Origin of the sequence: Xenorhabdus taiwanensis, assembly GCF_036512875.1 — a bacterium.
GTDB lineage: Bacteria > Pseudomonadota > Gammaproteobacteria > Enterobacterales > Enterobacteriaceae > Xenorhabdus > Xenorhabdus taiwanensis.
The window spans coordinates 3,613,602-3,634,132 of record NZ_AP028978.1 but is presented as its reverse complement, the minus strand read 5'-3'; the positions used below and the strand labels follow the sequence as shown (position 1 = coordinate 3,634,132).

At 42.3% G+C, this 20,531-nt stretch carries 14 protein-coding genes and 2 pseudogenes; 11 read left to right on the top strand and 5 right to left on the bottom strand.

Going from position 1 to position 20,531, the window contains the following annotated elements; genetic code table 11:
- Positions 1-74: 74 nt before the first annotated feature.
- Positions 75-1,301: an RtcB family protein gene (locus ACE1SE_RS16925; RefSeq protein WP_374053704.1), complete on the top strand. Its 1,227-nt coding sequence runs from the start codon at positions 75-77 to the stop codon at positions 1,299-1,301.
- Between the two features lie 54 nt (positions 1,302-1,355).
- Positions 1,356-1,537: pseudogene (locus ACE1SE_RS16920) on the top strand (DNA polymerase beta superfamily protein); the annotation flags it as partial.
- 229 nt (positions 1,538-1,766) lie between these two features.
- Here ACE1SE_RS16920 and ACE1SE_RS16915 read toward each other — a convergent pair.
- A complete protein-coding gene (locus ACE1SE_RS16915) occupies positions 1,767-3,191 on the bottom strand; it encodes a Na+/H+ antiporter NhaC family protein (protein ID WP_374051864.1) in 1,425 nt (474 codons plus the stop codon).
- A 45-nt stretch (positions 3,192-3,236) separates the two neighbouring features.
- On the bottom strand, positions 3,237-4,382 hold the full coding sequence (locus tag ACE1SE_RS16910; RefSeq protein WP_374051863.1) for a trans-sulfuration enzyme family protein: 1,146 nt from the start codon (positions 4,380-4,382) through the stop codon (positions 3,237-3,239).
- 552 nt (positions 4,383-4,934) lie between these two features.
- On the opposite strand from ACE1SE_RS16910, the gene potA reads away from it, so the two are divergent.
- The 4 genes from potA to potD all read left to right on the top strand — a co-directional run bounded on the left by potA (position 4,935) and on the right by potD (position 8,925).
- Entirely contained in the window at positions 4,935-6,050 is a 1,116-nt protein-coding gene (potA, locus tag ACE1SE_RS16905) for a spermidine/putrescine ABC transporter ATP-binding protein PotA (RefSeq protein WP_374051862.1), read from the top strand.
- Positions 6,034-6,894: a spermidine/putrescine ABC transporter permease PotB gene (potB, locus tag ACE1SE_RS16900; RefSeq protein WP_374051861.1), complete on the top strand. Its 861-nt coding sequence runs from the start codon at positions 6,034-6,036 to the stop codon at positions 6,892-6,894. The genes potA and potB overlap by 17 nt, the downstream gene beginning before the upstream one ends.
- Positions 6,891-7,670 carry a spermidine/putrescine ABC transporter permease PotC gene (potC, locus tag ACE1SE_RS16895; RefSeq protein ID WP_074024446.1) on the top strand — a complete coding sequence of 260 codons (780 nt, stop codon included), beginning with the start codon at positions 6,891-6,893 and terminating at the stop codon, positions 7,668-7,670. Before potB ends, potC begins: the two co-directional genes overlap by 4 nt.
- A gap of 202 nt (positions 7,671-7,872) precedes the next feature.
- Positions 7,873-8,925, top strand: a complete 1,053-nt coding sequence (potD, locus tag ACE1SE_RS16890) for a spermidine/putrescine ABC transporter substrate-binding protein PotD (RefSeq protein WP_374053703.1) — start codon at positions 7,873-7,875, stop codon at positions 8,923-8,925.
- 79 nt (positions 8,926-9,004) lie between these two features.
- Here potD and ACE1SE_RS18905 read toward each other — a convergent pair.
- A pseudogene (locus tag ACE1SE_RS18905) lies at positions 9,005-9,301 on the bottom strand (IS1 family transposase); the annotation flags it as partial.
- 710 nt (positions 9,302-10,011) lie between these two features.
- Between ACE1SE_RS18905 and ACE1SE_RS16880 the strand changes: the two are divergent.
- From ACE1SE_RS16880 to ACE1SE_RS16860, 5 genes are all read left to right on the top strand, one after another.
- Positions 10,012-11,010, top strand: a complete 999-nt coding sequence (locus tag ACE1SE_RS16880) for a 3-oxoacyl-[acyl-carrier-protein] synthase III C-terminal domain-containing protein (RefSeq protein WP_374051860.1) — start codon at positions 10,012-10,014, stop codon at positions 11,008-11,010.
- Positions 11,007-12,026 carry an NAD-dependent epimerase/dehydratase family protein gene (locus ACE1SE_RS16875; protein WP_374051859.1) on the top strand — a complete coding sequence of 340 codons (1,020 nt, stop codon included), beginning with the start codon at positions 11,007-11,009 and terminating at the stop codon, positions 12,024-12,026. Before ACE1SE_RS16880 ends, ACE1SE_RS16875 begins: the two co-directional genes overlap by 4 nt.
- Positions 12,019-12,825 (top strand): MBL fold metallo-hydrolase, encoded by an 807-nt coding sequence (locus ACE1SE_RS16870; RefSeq protein ID WP_374051858.1) that lies wholly within the window; start codon positions 12,019-12,021, stop codon positions 12,823-12,825. Before ACE1SE_RS16875 ends, ACE1SE_RS16870 begins: the two co-directional genes overlap by 8 nt.
- Positions 12,822-14,093 (top strand): F390 synthetase-related protein, encoded by a 1,272-nt coding sequence (locus ACE1SE_RS16865; RefSeq protein WP_374051857.1) that lies wholly within the window; start codon positions 12,822-12,824, stop codon positions 14,091-14,093. Before ACE1SE_RS16870 ends, ACE1SE_RS16865 begins: the two co-directional genes overlap by 4 nt.
- Positions 14,094-14,760: 667 nt before the next feature.
- A complete protein-coding gene (locus ACE1SE_RS16860; protein ID WP_374051856.1) occupies positions 14,761-17,808 on the top strand; it encodes an inverse autotransporter beta domain-containing protein in 3,048 nt (1,015 codons plus the stop codon).
- Positions 17,809-17,913: 105 nt separating this feature from the next.
- On the opposite strand, the gene ACE1SE_RS16855 is transcribed toward ACE1SE_RS16860, so the two are convergent.
- Both ACE1SE_RS16855 and ACE1SE_RS16850 read right to left on the bottom strand, forming a co-directional pair.
- Positions 17,914-19,194 carry a bifunctional O-acetylhomoserine aminocarboxypropyltransferase/cysteine synthase gene (locus tag ACE1SE_RS16855; protein ID WP_374051855.1) on the bottom strand — a complete coding sequence of 427 codons (1,281 nt, stop codon included), beginning with the start codon at positions 19,192-19,194 and terminating at the stop codon, positions 17,914-17,916.
- 467 nt (positions 19,195-19,661) lie between these two features.
- A complete protein-coding gene (locus tag ACE1SE_RS16850; protein WP_374051854.1) occupies positions 19,662-20,513 on the bottom strand; it encodes a Thoeris anti-defense Tad2 family protein in 852 nt (283 codons plus the stop codon).
- Positions 20,514-20,531: the final 18 nt, after the last annotated feature.

Here is a 20,531-nt window from a genome sequence, read left to right as displayed (position 1 = left end):
CAACACACTGAAATAGCATGGGTCCTAAACGGATTGGTAAAAATTAAAGGAGAACAATAATGATAACCACTGGAATGAAAACCAACGCTTATAACTTATTGACGCAAGAGAATGGTGCGCCAGTAAAAATGTGGACAAACGGAGTACCCGTTGATCCCAAAGCCATCATCCAATTACTAAATACAGCTAAGATGCCTTTTATTTTCAAACACTTGTCAGTAATGCCGGATGTCCATGTTGGTAAAGGTTCTACTATCGGTAGCGTGATCCCGACACAAGGCGCCATTATTCCGGCCGCGGTTGGAGTGGATATCGGTTGTGGAATGATTGCGGTGCGTACTTCGCTGGTGGCATCTGATTTACCGGATAGTCTGTTGAATATTCGCCACGCCATTGAAGCAGCCGTACCGCATGGACGAACCGTAAACCGTGGAGGCCGCGATAAAGGTGCCTGGCATAATGCGCCGGAGATTGTGGATCAACATTGGGCGACCTTAGCGGATGGGTTTAAGCGTATTACCGATAAGTATCCAAAACTATTGAACACCAATAACCATCAGCATTTGGGAACGTTGGGAACGGGAAACCATTTTATCGAGTTGTGTCTTGATGAAGTAGATCGCGTTTGGGTGATGTTACATAGTGGTTCCCGTGGTGTGGGTAATGCTATCGGGAATTTATTTATCACATTGGCGCAAAAGGATATGCAGCAGCATATTGCTAACCTGCCAGATCGTGACTTGGCGTATTTTGCGGAAGGAAGTCGTTATTTTGACGATTATATGGAAGCGGTAGGTTGGGCACAGGATTACGCCCGTCAGAACAGAGAAGTGATGATGCACCGCGTACTTGAAGCGTTGTCACGTGAGATCCCCAAATCCTTTACAACACAACAGGAAGCCGTGAATTGTCACCATAACTATGTCCAGCGTGAACAGCATTACGGTGAAGAAATTTTGGTGACACGTAAAGGTGCAGTATCTGCCCGTAAAGGCCAGATGGGGATCATTCCGGGATCGATGGGAGCGAAAAGTTATATCGTCCGCGGCCTTGGAAACGAAGAAAGTTTTTGTTCGTGTAGCCACGGAGCAGGGCGGGTAATGAGCCGTAACGAGGCGAAAAAACGCTTCACTGTGAGCGACCAAGTACGTGCGACAGCTCATGTAGAATGTCGTAAAGACCGCGATGTGATCGATGAAATTCCGATGGCATACAAAGATATTGATGCTGTGATGGAAGCACAATCATCGTTGGTGGAAATCGTGCATACCTTGCGTCAGGTGGTATGTGTAAAAGGATAGGGATCAAAGAAGATGGAAGAAAGGGAAATAAAAGCAAATGCAGCCAGCCCTACCATGCGTTCTCGCATCAGACAGGAACTGGCTGGTTAGAAAAAAGTTATGGCGTGCGGATACTGTATGCCTGTGAATCCGGCAGTTGTGGGTGGGGTTTTGCCTCACCTGACAGTGATTACGATGTGCGGTTTATCTACGTTCATCCGGTCGATTGGTATCTCAAAGTGGAAGCAGGGCGGGATGAGCAGTCGGCGATGATTTTACGATATCTGTACATTATTTATCTAAAAAATCGTTAGGAACATCCACTCTGTTTAACATATTGAAAAAATTATCCCAATTTTCAGTTAGAAATCATAATAGATGATCCAATTGCTTGGTTACGTCCATTTTTGAAAGTTTTTGCTACTTTTTTCATAATTATTCCCTAAATTTTCTGTTAAAGACATATTACCCTCAGCGGGTTTCCAGTTAATAAGTAAGGCCTAAATAGAAATAGATAACGAGGGCGAAACTTGCAGTAACCAACGCATATGGCATTTGAGTCCGAATATGTTCAATATGGTCACAATCTGTTGCCATTGATGCAACGATAGCATCGCTGGAAATTGGCGATGTCATATCACCAAAGATAGAACCGGCAATAGCAGCCCCAATCATATACTCAGGAGGCATTCCTACTGAAATACCTAGCTGTACCCCAATGGGGATCATAATTGCAAATGTTCCCCATGAGGTGCCCGTTGCTAATGACATGATGGAACTAATCAGGAATATAAAACCAATGGAAAAACCTGCCGGAATAATACCAGAAGTCATTTGTGCAATATAAGCACCGGTATTTAAATCAGCGGAAACGTTACCCATTAAGAATGCCAATACCATGACAGAGCTTATTTTTATCATGCCGGCATAACCAATATAAAGTTCTTTAAAAAAGGTTTCGATGGTTAAAACGCGGCGTAATAAGAACCAGAAAAAAGAGACAGTGGTTCCAAACATAACACTCCAATAGATAGAAGTTGAACCGCTACCCTTACTAAAATCACCATCACCTGTGATATAGAGGGCAATAGGGAGCATTAATACCGTCGATAAAATAGGAATAAAAAAGTTTAATGAAGTATGGCAGTTAGGGTGTTCAATAACATCATCACTATCTTCATTGTGTTTATCTTCAATATCACTATTTAAATGTTCATGTAAGGCTCGCATTTCTGCGGTTTTCATTGGCCCCCAGGAAACATTAGAAAAAATATAAAATAAGACAGAAGCCAGAGATAACCAAGCCATAATATTATAAACCATAGAGCCCGCCAGGATATCAAATGGCTCACCGCTGATTAATCCCCTGGAAATCTGCACACCGATGATCCCCATCATTGCGGCACCCCAACCATTAATCATGGCAGAAGAACAAACAGAAACACAGGATGTCTGGATAATGTAAGACATTTTTTCTGGTGGGATACCGTAATTTTTGGCTAATTTCTTGGTTGATGCTCCGGCAATTAATTGGTTAATTGAGCTTTCAATAAAAATTAATGATGTAATGATCATTGCCAAAAACTGAACAGCTTTTTTATTTTCAACCAGTTGCGTCTTGTTTGTGAGTAAACGAACTAAAGATCGCACGCCCCCTGTAACAACCACAAGCCGCATTATGCCACCAATCATCAACATAAAGATAATGGTTTTTGTATTGCCTGAAGAGGAAAAAGTATCAATAATACCTTCAATAGTACCTTGTATACCTAAAATAATATGATGGTCATTAATGACAGTAAATCCGACTAATATCCCAAGTAGTAGAGATAATATAACCTGGCGTGTAAATATAGCTAAAATAATTGTGACAACAGGGGTAATGATGGTCCAAATACCGTAATCATTCATTTTTTACTCACCTTATTTTTTTGTTATTTTTTATATTAAATAAATTTATTCTAATGCTTGTTTAAGGTCAGTTAATAAATCGCGAATATCTTCAATCCCTACTGATAAGCGTAATACAGTATCATAAATACCAATCTCTTCACGCTCTTCTTTTGTCATTGAGCCATGTGACATGGTTGCAGAATGGTTAACCATACTTTCTACACCACCAAGAGATTCTGCTAAAACAAAATAGCGTAATTTGCTCAAAAATCTCTTTGTATCCTCCAGATCACCTTTTAATTTAATCGTAACGACGGCACCACCTGCACGCATTTGCTGTTGGCAAATGGAATAGTGCGGGTGAGAGGGTAAACCAGGATAATAGACCTGTTCAATGTTTGGATGAGATTGCAGAAAATTGGCAATTTCAAGTGCATTAGCACATTGCGCTGACATTCGTAACGCTAATGTTTTTAATCCACGTAATGCTAAATAGGCATCAAAGGGAGATGCAATGGCACCCATGGTTGTTTTTAAAAAATCCAGCTTATTGGCTAAATCATCCCGATGGGTAATAACCGCTCCGCCAATAAGATCCGAATGGCCGCCAATGTATTTACTGGTAGATAACATCACAACATCTGCCCCTAACTCAAGGGGTTTTTGGTTCCATGCAGTTGCAAATGTATTATCGACACAAGTTAAGATATTGTGATTTTTCGCGAATGCACAAATACGTTTAATATCAACTAATTCTAATAATGGATTGGTTGGGCTTTCTATCCAAATTAAACGAGTGTTCTCTTTTATTTTCGACTCAACTTCAGTGAGATTATTTAAATCGACATAGTCAAATTGATGACCACTATTTTCAATCGCTACCCGTTCAAATAAACGAAATGTGCCACCGTAAACTCCCTTCATTGCGATAACATGGGATTCTTTAGGTAACAAATTTAAGATTAAAGCAGCGGCTGCTACACCAGAGGCGGTTGCAGTTGCATAAATACCACCTTCTATTTCGGCTAATAATGTTTCGTAGGCATAGCGTGTGGGGTTACTGCAACGGGAATAGCAGTATTCACCATGCTCAGATAAATCTTTCTGTACAAAAGTGCTGGCTGTTGTAATAGGGGGGAAAATAGCATGGTTTTCTTTGTCCTGCTGTTTTCCACCGTGGATTAACGCAGTCGCTATATTTTTTATCATTTTTGTAATCCTATAAATTAGTTATCAATATATGCTAAGTTAACATATTAAGCGCAACAGGTGAGATATTAACAGGGAGAGGAATCAACGGTGATAAGTTTCACCGCTCTTATTCTGGATTTCTACAACGCCAGATCGCGGAAAATATCGGTGTTCATATAACATCGTTAGTAAAACGAGCTGGAAGGACGGAAAATGTAAAGCTGACCGCAGCCTGATCCCGAATCGGTTGGATACCTGCCTAAATGCATTGAAAACAATAGCATTTTTTTATTTCAAAAATATCCGATATGAAACTATTTCCATCTGGTACAATTCGGGGCAGAATGGGATATTCTATTTCCATTCATAAAATAGTAATAAAAAATGACATATTGTCATTGTTTCAGCTTTCAATTTGGGCGTACTGCGTTTATGATGCGCGCTTCGTAATTTCAACCGGCGCCACTGGCTTTGAGCTTTAGCGGAGAAATGATGTCTCCTGCCAGCTAACACAGTCTTTTCCCGTGGCGGTTCTATCTGCATTATTCCAAGGGATAGATGATAGCATAAATGACTGAGAACACCTCTCTGACACCACTCGTTGAATTAAAAGCCTTGAGTAAGGGCTTCGACGATAAACAAGTTATTTCACAGCTCGATCTGACAATCAATGATGGCGAGTTCCTGACCATTCTTGGGCCATCCGGTTGTGGCAAAACCACCGTACTCCGTCTGATTGCCGGGCTGGAAGATGCAAACAGTGGCAAAATTTTACTGGAAGGGCAGGATATTACTGATATTCCCGCCGAGCACCGTCACGTTAATACGGTTTTCCAAAGTTATGCCCTGTTTCCCCACATGACCGTATTTGAAAATGTCGCTTTTGGACTTCGGATGCAGAAAACACCGGAAAAAGAGATTGCTCCGCGTGTTGAGGAAGCATTGCGCATGGTTCAGCTTGAAGAGTTTGCCCTGCGTAAACCTGCCCAGCTTTCCGGCGGCCAACAGCAACGTGTGGCGATTGCCCGTGCGGTTGTCAATAAACCGAAAGTCTTGCTGTTGGATGAATCACTATCCGCACTAGATTACAAGTTGCGCAAACAGATGCAAAATGAGCTAAAGGCGCTCCAGCGTAAGCTCGGCATCACCTTTATCTTCGTGACCCACGATCAGGAAGAGGCTCTGGTCATGTCAGACCGTATCGTGGTTATGCGTAACGGACGCATTGAACAGGATGGCTCTCCGCGTGAGATTTACGAAGAGCCGAAAAATCTGTTTGTTGCCCGCTTTATCGGCGAAATCAATATTTTTGATGCTGAAGTACTCTATCGTATTGATGAGCAGCGGATACGCGCCAGTGTCGAAGGCCACGAGTGTGATATTTTCACGTCGTTGCCAGTGACTGTTGGGCAAACGTTGAAAGTATTGCTGCGCCCGGAAGACCTGCGCGTGGAAGAGATCAACAACGGGGAACAGGTATCGGGTCTGATTGGTTATGTTCGTGAGCGTAACTACAAGGGGATGACATTGGATTCCGTGGTCGAAATGGAAAATGGCAAGATGGTCATGGTGAGCGAATTCTTCAACGAAGACGATCCTGATGTTGACCATTCCCTGAACCAGAAGATTGCCGTTACTTGGGTAGAAAGCTGGGAGGTTGTGCTGGTCGATGAAGAAGACGCGTAAACTATTCCAGAATATCGTCATTACGGGCATCGTATCCTGGCTGATGCTGTTCGTCTTTTTGCCAAACCTGATGATCATCGGAACCAGCTTTCTGACCCGTGATGATGCTAATTTAGTGCAAATGGTATTCTCGCTGGATAACTATAGCCGATTGTTCGATCCGCTGTATGCTGAGGTGCTGCTGCATTCGCTGAATATGGCGATTGTAGCGACGCTCTGTTGTCTGGTGATTGGCTATCCATTCGCTTTTTTTCTGGCTCGTATGTCGAAGAAACTGCGTCCCCTGATGCTATTCCTGTTGATCGTGCCATTCTGGACGAACTCGTTAATCCGTATTTATGGTTTGAAGATGTTCCTCAGTACCCGCGGGTATTTGAATGATTTTCTGATGTGGGTGGGGATTATCGATAAGCCGTTGCGCATCATGTATACCCCTGAGGCGGTTATACTGGGTCTGGTTTACATCTTGCTGCCGTTTATGGTGATGCCGCTTTATTCCAGTATTGAGAAGCTGGATAAATCTTGTCTGGAAGCGGCGCGCGATTTGGGGGCAGGGAAATTGCAAACCTTTATCCGTATCATTGTGCCACTGACCATGCCGGGCATTATCGCTGGTTGTTTACTGGTATTGCTGCCAGCGATGGGGCTATTCTACGTGGCTGACTTGATGGGCGGGGCGAAGAACCTGCTGATCGGGAACGTGATTAAGAGCCAATTTCTCAACATCCGTGACTGGCCGTTTGGCGCGGCGACCAGCATTTGCTTAACGCTGGTAATGGGGCTGATGTTATTGGTTTATTATCGTGCGGCTAAGCTGCTGAACAAAAAGGTGGAGCTGGAATGATCGGACGCCTGTTGCGCGGTGGCTTCATGACCATCGTTTATGCTTACCTGTATATCCCGATTATTATCCTGTTGGTAAGCTCGTTTAACCAATCACGCTTTGGCATTCGCTGGCAGGGTTTTACCACCGAATGGTATAGCCTGCTGTTCACCAATGATAGCCTGCTTCAAGCGGCAGGCCATTCCCTGACGATGGCGGTAACTTCTGCCACGTTTGCCACCTTAATTGGCTCCCTGACGGCGGTCGCCTTGTATCGTTACTCATTCCGTGGCAAAAAGTTTGTTGGTGGTATGCTGTTTGTCGTGATGATGTCGCCGGATATCGTGATGGCGATTTCACTGCTGGTGCTGTTTATGCTGCTCGGAGTTTCACTGGGATTCTGGTCATTGCTGTTTTCGCATATCACCTTCTGCTTGCCGTTTGTAGTGATAACGGTTTACTCCCGCCTGAAAGACTTCGATGTCAAAATGCTGGAAGCAGCGCGTGATTTGGGCGCGGGTGAATTGACTATCCTGCGAAAAATCATCCTGCCGCTGGCGATGCCGGCGGTTATGGCGGGTTGGCTATTGAGTTTTACCTTATCGATGGATGATGTGGTTGTTTCCTCATTTGTGACAGGGCCAAGCTATGAGATCTTGCCACTTAAGATCTATTCCATGGTAAAAGTGGGAATTTCGCCGGAAGTGAACGCATTAGCCACGATTTTATTACTTATGTCGTTGGTTTTGGTGCTGATTAGCCAATTTGTGATGCGTGATCGCACAGGCAAGTCTTAATCTTCTTTTAAGCGTGGTTACGGGTTGACCACGCTTTTATTTCAGAATTTCTTTCATATACACCGATTCAGCAAGAAATAAGTCGCTTTACCCCATTAAATGTCACTTTTATAATAGCCCCCTTTTCGGGATAGGTTCATGCCGAACCTATATATGATACTAACGCACCAACTGCGAGGGGAAACACGACATGAAAAACAACATGAAAAAGTGGTTCTGTCTGTTAGCCGCTGGGATGATGGCATTAAGCATTGGTTCGGTGAATGCCGCTGCCGCTGATGATGGCAAGACGCTGTATTTCTACAACTGGACTGAATATGTTCCGCCTGGTTTGCTCAACCAGTTCACCAAAGAAACTGGGATTAAGGTGATTTATTCCACCTATGAATCCAATGAGAGCATGTACACCAAGCTAAAAACCTATAAAGACGGCGCTTATGATTTAGTGGTTCCATCCACTTACTTTGTCTCCAAGATGAGTAAAGAAGGGATGTTGCAAAAAATCGATACCAGTAAATTGAGCAACTTCCATAACCTTGATCCTAACCTGCTCCATAAGTCTTTTGACCCGAATAACGATTATTCTATCCCTTATATTTGGGGTGCAACGGCGATTGGCGTCAATGGCGATAATATTGATCCCAAATCCCTCTCTTCTTGGGCTGATCTCTGGAAACCAGAATACAAAAACAGTTTAGTACTGACGGACGATGCACGTGAAGTCTTCCAGATGGCGTTGCTGAAATTAGGGTATTCCGGTAATACCTCTGATCCGAAAGAGATTGAAGCTGCTTATCAGGAACTGAGAAAACTGATGCCAAATGTTCTGGCATTTAACTCTGACAATCCTGCCAATCCATTTATGGAAGGCGAAGCAGATATCGGTATGATGTGGAACGGCTCTGCTTATGTTGCGCGTCAGGCGGGTACACCGGTTGATATTATTTGGCCGAAAGAGGGTGGAATTTTCTGGATGGACAGTTTGGCTATTCCCGCGAATGCTAAAAATGTCGATGGCGCAATGAAATTGATCAATTTCTTGTTGCGCCCGGAAATTGCGGCGCAGGTTGCCCAGAAAATTGGCTACCCGACTCCAAACCTGGAAGCGAAAAAATTACTACCAAAATCCATGACAGAAGATAAATCTCTGTATCCAGATGCGGCCGTGATCAAAAAAGGCGAATGGCAGAGTGATGTTGGCAATGCCAATATTCTGTACGAAGAGTACTTCCAAAAATTGAAAGCAAGTCAGTGATCTTAAATTCAGATTGAATTACTGGGGGGAGCTTTGGCTCCCCTTTTTTGGATCATGTATTAAATAATTAGATTGAATATCAAAAATAGTACTCACGCTCATGAAAGTCCCTATCACTTTATCTTGCATCTCCTCTGATTTAGAGTCACCTATCGTTTTGAGATTCAGTCTATTGATTCGAGTATGATGAGTTAAATTCGTTTTCTCTATGCGTTGGGTAAACGTCTTTCCCGTCAGATGATCCTCTTCTGGAGGAGTGTCATAAATCCCATAATCATCCGTACAATAAAATCGAATATTAAAGGGGGTAAAAGGGCAAGCAGCTTGTCTAACATTTTTCTACTACGATAGCCAAAAAAACATGGGCCACTATTCGCAGGCATAACAACGATAACGCTGATGTCCACCATTTCCTTTTCCATGCCTTTTGACCTGTTCTGTTTTAACTTTTCAATAAGTTCGGGTCGTTCATTTTTATTGGTTGAATCGTTTAAGTTATCACCTATGTTCAAATCATCCAATATATCCAAAGGAGAAAATGGTATTCTATTTAGCAACAGCAATATTCTCCTGAATAGAGACTTACCATCCAGAAGAATAAACTCGATATTTTTACTTTTAAAAGATATATATGTTGGTAATTTGATATTTTACTTTTATTTAAAAAATAATAAAAACATTGGACTGATTCTTGTTCAAGATTTTAGGGTGATTATATTTAATTAACCAATGAAACAAAAACTTAAAATTACTATTTTTCATTAATTAAATCAAGTTGGTTTATTTGTCAATTAACATTGACTTTTATTTTACATATAGACAACAAACGCCATGATTAAATCTCATAATATGTTTTCTGCATTAAAAAAATTTTATGATATTGAAATGACGAATTGAGAAAAATTTTTATTTTTCATGTATATATATTAAGTATTTCAAATTAATAATAAGATGTATCATAAATATATACTTCCTGTTTAATCGGCTATCTGATAAATATTCATTTATTCTCACCTTACTCAGAATTCACTTCTTATTCTGGCAGCTAATTTAAACAAAAAATTAACACTTGGAAGTTATAAAAAAATGAAAAATATAAATGAATTGATCCCATTAAAGATCATTGCGTCAGGTATTGCCTTACCGGAAAACAAAGTGTATTCATCCGATTTAGATTTAAAATTCAATAAACCGAAGGGTTTTGTCGAAAAACATTCTGGAATAGAGTATCGCTATCATTCGGATTATGAAGCATCCCCAGCTAAATTAGCCGCAAATGCATTGCATAATACGCTAGAAACACACCAAATCTCGCCAGATTCAATTGATTTGCTGATTTCAGCTTCGGCTATCCCGATTCAAGCCTTACCTTATTCCGCTGCACATATTTTAAAAGCGAGCCGTTTAAAGGCAGGAACGGCCTGTTTTGATATTAATGCAAGTTGTGTGAGTTTTGTTTCCGCCTTGGGTGTTGCCAGTGGGTTGTTGGCAACCCGACAGTATCGGCGAATTGCTATTGTTTCCGCAGAGATGGCTTCCCGTGGCATTGATTGGTCACATCAAGAATCTTCACTGATTTTTGGTGATGGGGCGGCTTGTGTGATCGTTGAAAGAGGAGATGGGAAAAGTGGGATTGTTACCTACAAACATGAAACCTACCCAGAAGGCCTCGAATTATGTGAGATCCGGGCTGGTGGAACCCGCAAGAATCTGCGTGCAGGCATGGAAGATAGCGATTTCTTGTTCCAGATGCAAGGTAAGCCACTGTTTAAATTGACTGCCTCATTGATTGAAGAATTTACAGCGCGTGTATTGGACAGTGCCAATCTTGCAATGTCCGATATCGATACCGTGATACCTCATCAGGCAAGTCATTTGGGATTGAAACATATTCTCAAGCGCTTGAATATCAAGGATGAGAGATTTGTGAATATCTATCGTTATCGCGGTAATCAGGTCGCGGCATCCATTCCAAGCGCGCTGCATGAAGCCATCATGACAGATCGCTATTATGGTCGTGATTATGTGATGTTGCTTGGTACAGCGGCTGGGCTTTCATTAAGTGAGATGATTTTAATACCATGAAAATTCTTGTAACCGGAGCGACAAGTGGTTTAGGTCGTAATGCCGTTGATTACCTGTTATCCCGTGGAGAAACGGTAGTCGCAACCGGGCGTGACCCACAAGCGGGAGAGCTATTAACTCAATTGGGTGCTGAGTTTCGTCATGCTGAATTGGCGACGCTAAAGGAAAATGAAGCCACCGAACTGATGTCAGAGTGTGATGCAGTCTGGCATTGTGCCGCCAAATCCTCTCCTTGGGGCGATCCCGATGAGTTTGAACGTATCAATGTGGCTGCGACACAGATTTTGGCACAGGCAGCAGGGATATGTGGTATCCAGAAATTTGTCCATATTTCTACTCCCGCCGTGTATTTTAATTTTTCCCACCAACAGCATGTTACCGAAAATCAGCGCAGCCAGCGTTTTGCCAATGATTACGCCCGAACCAAGTTTCTGGCGGAAGAGAGCATACGCCAGTTGATCCCCCGCTATCCTGATACAACTTACATTATCCTGCGCCCTCGTGGGTTATTTGGCCCGCATGATAGGGTATTGTTGCCACGTTTGATGGCACAGGTTAAAGCCAGCAAAGGCGTTGTAGCCTTGCCCGCCGGAGGAAAGAATGCCCTGGATCTCACTTACGTAATGAATGTTGTCCATGCCATGTCGTTGGCAACTCATCGCGAAGGATTGCAAAGTGGGGCGATATATAACATTACCAATCAACATCCACAGCCATTGGCGAAGATTTTAGGGCAGTTATTTGACGAGATGCAGTTTGATTACCGGATCAAATCATTGCCTTACCCACTTCTATATGGCGCTGCAGCAATACTGGAAGGCGTTGCCATGCTAACCCGAAAAGAGCCGTTGCTGACGCGTTATGGTATTGGGGCGGCTTATTTCTCCATGACACTGGATAACTCAAAAGCGCAAGAAGAGCTGGGTTATTCACCGATTTATACCATCGAGGAAGGCATTCATTTAACGGCCAACTGGCTAAAACAGGCAAACCAGCAAACGGGTTCACATGGTTAAGATACGTGTTTTTGAAGTGGGATATTGCACTCATTCCGGTTGCATGGCACTGAAAGGCGCCAGTCTTCGCGTATGCAAATTTCCGGCTCGTGCGTGGTTGCTGGCGTGTCATGACAAGCGTTGGTTGCTTGATACTGGATACGCCAGCCATTTTTACGATCATACCCGCAGTGGAATTATTCGGTTATATCGCACGGTCACGCCGGTTTACTTTGATACCAAAGACGCATTAGTGATGCAACTAAAAGAGGAAGGAATTCAGGCACGTGATATCGATGGCATCATCATTTCTCACTTTCATGGTGATCATATTGCCGGATTACGGGATTTCCCGCAGGCCAAATTTATCTGTTCAGGAGAAGGTTGGTGGCAGACTCGTCAATTACGTGGTATTGCTGCGCTACGAAAAGCATTTGTACGGGGGTTAGTCCCGGAGGATTTCGAATCCAGAGTCAGTTTTTATGAAGCGTTTGAAACCAGCCCGTTACCAGAGGAATTAGCGGTATTGGGGGAAGGCTATGCCGTGCCAGAAAGTCAGAAACAGATACTTATTGTTCCGCTGCCCGGCCATGCGGCAGGGCACCTTGGTCTTTGTGTATTGACTGAACAAGGTTGGGTATTGTTGGCGGGAGATGCTGCCTGGTCTCCGACCAATTACCGTGAACTGCGTGGGCCTGCAAAGTTGGCGAATCTTATTATGGAAGACAGCCGTGCCTATTACGAAACACTGAATAAGCTACATCAAATTGATCAAAAACAGATCCCTATCCAGCTATGCCATGAGGGAGACTTGGAATGATATTTAAAACGTTTTGGTACTATTGGCGAGCCAAAAAACGGTGGAAATTTGCCAACCGACAGCAGCTAGAGCAACATCAATTGAGAGAATTGGCGAGATTCAGGCATAGAGTTCTGGCGAAAAGCCCTTATTTTTCCTCATACGGTGATTTATCGTTGGCGCAATATCCGTTTATGAATAAAGCCATCATGATGGAAAATTTCGACCAGATGAATACGGCGGGTTTAAAACGCGATGAGCTTTTGGCATGTGCGCGGTTGAGTGAACAGTCACGAGATTTTAAGCCCACTGTCGGCAAATTCAGCGTTGGCATGTCATCGGGGACATCAGGGCAGCGAGGTATTTTCGTTGCCAGCCCGAAAGAGCGGAGCATTTGGGCCGGAACCCTGCTTGCCAAAATGTTGCCAAATGGCTTATTTCATGGTGAGCGGGTTGCACTGTTCTTACGGGCGGGGAACAATCTTTACGATAGTGTCCAGAACCGTTGGATATCCTTCCGTTTTTTTGATTTGTTCGCTGACTTTAATCAGCAAGTACAAGCGTTATTAGAGTATCGACCAACGATTATCGTCGCGCCGGCTCAAGTATTGCGTGCGCTGGCATTGAAGCTCCAACAAGGCGAAATATCATTGCCGCCGGTTAAAGTGATCTCGGTGGCAGAAGTGCTGGAGCCGCAAGATCGACAATTATTAAAAGCCGTATTCAGGGAAGTTGGCGAAATTTATCAGGCAACGGAAGGATTCCTGGCATGTACCTGCTCGCATGGGACGCTGCATCTTAATGAAGAGTTTCTGCATATTGAGCCAAAATGGATCGATGAATTGCGCTTTAACCCGATCATTACCGATTTTACGCGGGAAACTCAGCCCATTGTGCGTTACCAACTTGATGATATTTTGGTGGTGAAGAAAACACCGTGTGATTGTGGCAATCCTGCATTGGCGATAGAGCGCATAGAAGGGCGCAATGATGATCAGCTAATTTTACCTGCGCTGGCAGGAGGAACAGTAAATATTTTCGCTGATCCTTGTTCTCGGATCATTGCCAATACCTTGCCGCTAACAAGTGATTATCGGTTAACCCAGACTGAGTGGTTGCTGAAATTGGAAGGAGATTGTGCCATTGAAGTTCTCCAACACTGCCAGTCAGCGCTGTCAGACTATTTTGCCAAACAGGGGGTTGATATCGATAAAATTGAGTGGCAGTGCGTATCGCAGACGATACAGCCGAATCTGTTTAATAAGCGCCGCCGGATTATTAGGAAGTGAAACCACGCAATCGCACGCGATGAAAATGGATTACGCAACCGTTAAAAAATGCAGAGCTGGCTTAGGGTTGTCTTGGATGATAGTTAACACTTTTGCCGCTAGTTCTGTCGGATTTCGACGCTTTTTCTCCCAGCTTTTAATTGTATATTCCTATTGGTATATTCTACAAAAAGGTTATTCTTCTCAATGAATTCTATCAAGAGATTGTATTTCGGAGGTTAGTATGGAAAAAACAGCAGAGGAAGTAATTCTGGTGTTTAAAGCTTAATATCGAATTAAGTCTACAATCATTATTTTTCAAGTTGCAGCCAATAAAATTGTAGCTTGATATTTTCTACTAAAAAATATTTTTTGAAAAATATGAAAAAACAACATTAAAATCCCATATTCCATTGAATACCAAACCTAACTTATTACTCTAATTTCCCCCTCATTTAATAACCTGATATTCGAAACAGAAAGTGATAACTTTTTCTTATCAACTAATAAAAAATCTTCATTAAGCAGATTGGTAATAAGTCACCTAATGTATCTTAAGTGCACAAAAAGATTAATTTTTTATTCTTATTCAGTGTTGGGACATCAAATATTCCATGAGGTACTATATATGGGCTCATATATTAGTAATAAGTTCATTCGATTTTTTTTATATATAGGTTCTTTGTCTTTGCCACTTATAGCAGAGAATGCATCTGCTATAGGTGAAAAAAACATTGAACAGCAAACACAAACAGTGGCAACTAAAAATCAGTTAGATAACAGGGGCGATGAAACAGCCAGTTTAATTGCGAAAAATATTCAGACGGTAAGTCGGGTTCTGTCATCTTCACCTTCTCAACTTACTGAACAAGCTAAATCCTACGCATTGGGAAAACTTAATGGGGCTATATCCAGCGAGACACAGAAATGGTTATCACAGTTTGGTACAGCCAGAATTAATTTCATCCTTGATAGAAAAGGCAAATTGGATAATGGCTCCCTGGATATGTTGTTCCCGCTTTATGACAATAAAGCCGATTGGTTGGTTTTCTCCCAATTTGGTTATCGCCATAAAGACAGCCGTCATACCGTGAATGTCGGTTTGGGGGGACGCTATTTTACGCCTTATTGGATGTACGGGCTGAATACTTTCTTTGACCATGATGTCACGGGTAAAAACCAGCGCCTCGGTGTAGGGGCAGAAGCCTGGACAGATTATGTCAAACTTTCTGCCAATTCATACTGGCGTCTGACTGAATGGCGTCAGTCATTGAAAGAGCATGATTGGGAAGAGCGTCCTGCCAACGGTTTTGATCTTCAAGGTGAATTTTATTTACCCGCTTATCCGAACCTGGGGGGTAAGTTAGGATTTGAACAATACTTTGGTGATAATGTTGTTTTGTTCAATCGTGACAGCAAACAGAAAAACCCCAGCCTGGGCAGAGTTGGCCTGAATTATACACCGATCTCGCTGGTGACAATGGGAGTAGATTACAAATATGGGGGCAGCGGACATAGCGAAACCCTATTCCAGGCCAACCTGAATTATCGCTTTGGTGTGCCTTGGGAGGCGCAGTTCTCGCCTGGTAGTGTTGCTTCCATGCGTACATTGGCAGGTAGCCGTTATGACTTAGTGGAAAGAAATAACCATATTGTGCTTGATCATCGTAAGAAGCCAGATGAACTGGAATTGACGATGTCGCAAAACACCATCTTTGGTTATAGCCAGCAAACATGGCCAACACCAATACCTATAACGGCTAACATAAAATCAAGCGTCAAAAAACTCATATTTCAGGCAGATAATGCATTTACCCAAAATGGCGGCAGTATTTCCACTATTGGTGGCGGTAATGAGCTAATTACGCTTGTATTACCTAAATATATTCCTGATGGACAGAATACGCATACGGTAAATATCTATGCGGAAAGAAATAACGGTAAGGTAAGTAAGCCCGCTATTTTGAATGTGACAGTACAGCCTTTTGTTGTCAGACAATTTAAGGCTGAACAATTAACAACCTCTAATGAGGGTGCTCAGGGTGGTTATAATTTACTGGCCACTATCGCTCATGGCGCCGCCGATAAAGATATTATCCGTAATGGTGTGATTGATAATGTCACCTGGTCGATTGAGCCACAAAGTAAGGATGTCAGCCTGAATTGGGAAAATCCCAGCAGAACCAATTCTCAGGGGCAATTGCAGGCAACGGTAACAACCTCCCAGCCGCTGAAAGATGTAAAAGTCTTCCTGGAAATACCGGGAATGCCAAAAACCCATGTGGGTGATATTGGCTTTAGTGGCCTGATTTCTGACTTTCAGATTCAATCCGTTACTCCGTTCGTATCAGGGCCACTTCTCGCTGGAGATAATGGCTATACCTTTACGGCCGCTGTAAAAGATAAGAACGGTGTTGCCCTGAAAAATCAGAAGGTGGATGTTAAGTGGTATCCTGAAACATTACCGGCTGGTATGAAGTGGTCGTCAGTGCAGGACACTACAAATACCGAAGGGAAATTGTTTGCTACCTTAACCAGTACCAAGCCTGTAAAAGGTATTAAAATCGGTGCGTCAATGGATGGTGGTAAAACGACAACATACGCTGAAAAACCTGTGGCTTTCGTCGGTGATATTAAGATTGGTGACTTTGTAGTGACACCGAATAAGGATCTCAATGGTGACGGAAAAGAGGCTTATCTCTATAAGGCAAAAATTAAGGATGCTACCACTGATTTAGCTATACCAAATCTGACTTTTGATCACGATAAGGTGATTTGGAGCATGGTTAATGACAAGTTTGACCACAATAAACTGGTAGAGGAAGGTAAGCTGGTGTTCGGCAATAAACAGCTCACCACGGATGATCAGGGATACTTGACGACAACGTTGACCAGTTCTGTCGGTGTTAACAATGTCAATGTCAAGCTGCAGCTTGTGAATAAAGAAGGAAAACAGGAATCGATTGCTAACACTACTGTGAACTTTAAACCGGTTGATCAGCCTGCTGGGTTATATATTTACAATATGTATAATCGAAATATCAATCGTTTCTACCAGAGTAATGAAAATGGACCTTATAACCTCTTCGATTCGTTAAGAGGGCAGCTACGAATTAATCCAAATGAGCCTATTTTTACGCCTGGTGGCGATGAAGAAGGCAACTTTGAAGCAGTAGAAGGAGGACCGGTTGTAATACATAATTATCCTGGTAATCCAAGAACCCCCTTTGATCTTGACAACAGTGATACAGAAGTCGGTATGTTCAGATTTAAATCGCAACAAGCTACATTTATACCTGTGAAGTTTAGGCTGACTGTTACTAACAAACGAACAGGAGCAATGCAGACCTATACTTATACAGTAAAACCACTGCGTTATTTTGACGGTGACCTCACGAACCAGCCTATTTATAAAGATTGCAGTAAGTATGATAAAATTTATGGCACCCCCGCAATATTACGAGCGACGTTGTCGCAGGTGTGGCCATTGACCTCGGAAGGTAGTATTCCTGGTCACTTACCTATGGGAAAAGATGGCACGACGCTGCTTGAAGAGTTTCCCAATATAATGGATTGGGGACTGATACAAAGAGCTAGTCCCATTATAAAGATACATGATGACTTACTGGCATACCAAGATCTGACTGCATATATTAATTTTAATGTTAATACACGTACCATCGATCCTACACCACAAGATGGAGGGCTACTTTGTCTGTGGAACGTCCCAAAATAGCTAATCAAGTAAGATAACTGATAAAAACACAGGCTCAAAATTAGAGCCTGTGTTTATTTTTATTACATTTGCAATATTTTGATATTATCGCTCTTAACAACGATTTTACGGCGTCTTTGCTGCCTCCAGCGCTTGCGCGAGGTCGGCAATAATATCATCGCTATGTTCGATACCGATGGATAAGCGAATTAAATCACGTGAAACGCCCGCTTTTACCATTTCTTCATCATTTAGCTGACGATGGGTTGTTGAGGCTGGATGACAAGCCAGAGATTTAGCATCACCAATATTAACCAAACGAACAATCAATTGCAGGGCATCGATAAAGCGTACACCTGCTTCTTCCCCACCTTTAATGCCGAAAGACAGAATAGACGCTGGCTTGCCCCCCATATAACGGATAGCCAAATCATATTCAGGATGTGCAGGCAATCCCGCATAGTTCACCCAGGATACCTGAGGATGTTTTTCCAGATATTGTGCGATTTTCAGGGCGTTTTCAGTATGGCGCTCCATCCGTAATGCCAATGTTTCCAGCCCCTGTAACATCAAAAAGGCATTGAATGGCGACAAGGCTGCGCCTGTGCTACGCAGTGGCCCAACGCGACAGCGAGCGATAAAGGCAGCGGCACCAAAATGTTCGGTATAGGTTATGCCGTGATACGAAGGATCTGGTGTGCCTAAAATGGCAAAACGATCCTGATGCGCCATCCAGGGGAATTTGCCTGAATCGACGATCATCCCTCCAATTGAGGTGCCATGTCCGCCAATATATTTGGTCAGGGAATGGATGATAATATCGGCACCATGTTCAAATGGGCGGCATAAATAGGGCGTTGCGACGGTGTTATCGACAATAAGAGGAATGCCGTGCCGATGGGCAATATCTGCCAGCGCCTGGATATCAATGATATTCCCACTTGGGTTAGTGATGGATTCGCAATAGACGGCTTTGGTTCTTTCATCGATCAGGGTATCAATGGCAGCGAGATTGTCATGATCAACAAAACGGGTTTCAATCCCCATAGTTGGGAAACTGTGTGCCATCAGGTTATAAGTTCCGCCATATAATTTTGCGACAGAGACAATATTATCCCCGACCGTGGCGATGGTTTGTATAGCGTAAGTGATTGCCGCCATGCCCGAAGCGACCGCAAGTGCACCGATACCACCTTCCAAAGCGGCGACACGTTTTTCCAATACATCATTGGTTGGATTCATGATGCGGGAGTAAATATTACCTTCCACTTTTAAATCAAACAGATCAGCACCATGTTGGGAATCATCAAAAGCATAGGAAGTTGTCTGGTAAATTGGGACAGCAACGGCTTTGGTTGTTGGATCGGGTGAATAACCTGCGTGGATGGATAAAGTTTCTAATTTCATTGCCATTTCCTTTAGTTAAGTGAAGTGGTACTGACGTTTGAGACTGACAATTAAAAATAGTAACGCGTTTGTTTTGACTTTGTTGATATCAAAAAATGATTCTGAATCAATAATTCAATATTACTCTCATTTTTTGCATTTTCTCCGATTGTCTTACAAGAACTATCTATACCTTAAATAGTTAAAACATTTAATAAATATAAAAGATGATTATTGATGATTGGCTCAGCATACCGCATTGATGAGAGTGTGAATGTATATGCTTTGTTGGGTTTTGCCCATTCAAAACCTCAGCCTTTATGCAGATTATGAAGGTGTATATGCAAGATATAGCGGAAAAGATCATGCCATTGATGAGTTTAATATTGGTTTATATTAGCATTTTTAATGTATACACTACCGAAATAGGAGGTAATTGCGGTGGTAAATATAAAAGGCTACCGGAGCGTAGCCTTAATTTTAGGATATTATTTATCTAGCCAGCTAAGCTTGATTTTACCTATATATCTTTTCAAGATGGTGAATAAATCTATAGAATCATCAGCATATTTCTGTCCTTCAGGATCCAGAATACTATTATAACCTACACTGATTGTATTATTTTTCATAATAAGAGGTGAGGAAACATAAAGTCTATAAATTCTATTATCGATTGTTACATAAATATCTCTGTTTAATAATTCTAACGTCTTCTGACAGTTATTTCCATCACAGGTTATGATCAACACTAATCCAGTATGATGCGTATATCCTCTCTCATCATCATGATTAAAAGAGATACTACTAGCAAATGCTATAACTTTATTAATATTTATATTATTTTGTAAGTTAGATAGAGCACCGATAGGAACAAAAGGAGCATTGAATCCTTCTACGTATGGTTTCATAAATTCTTTTGCTTCGTGGGTAGTATACCCGTGATATTCACCGTCAAAGATATGTGAAGATTCTGAGTTAATATCAAAAGACATCCAATATGGTTCTAGTAACAATATTTTCCAATCACAGGCCATTAAATCTTCTTGGGTTGGTTTCCAGGGAAGCCAATAACCATCTTTATCACTTTTCTCGATATAAGCCGTCCCATCGCCTTCACTATTCGCTACTGACTGATGGGAAAGGCGTATATGTTCTTTAGGAATATGCCAGCCAGTACGATATAACAGTTGTTTTTTTACATATACATGGCTCAGTGCCCATGCGAAAGAACCTGTTGGTGCAGTTGCACCACCACTAAAACCTCTAAATGTATATTGGTCAGGATTGAGTGGACATTTAAGGCTGGTATTCATATTTTCTGGTTTACTTATTTCAGACATAAATTCCTCACTTATTTA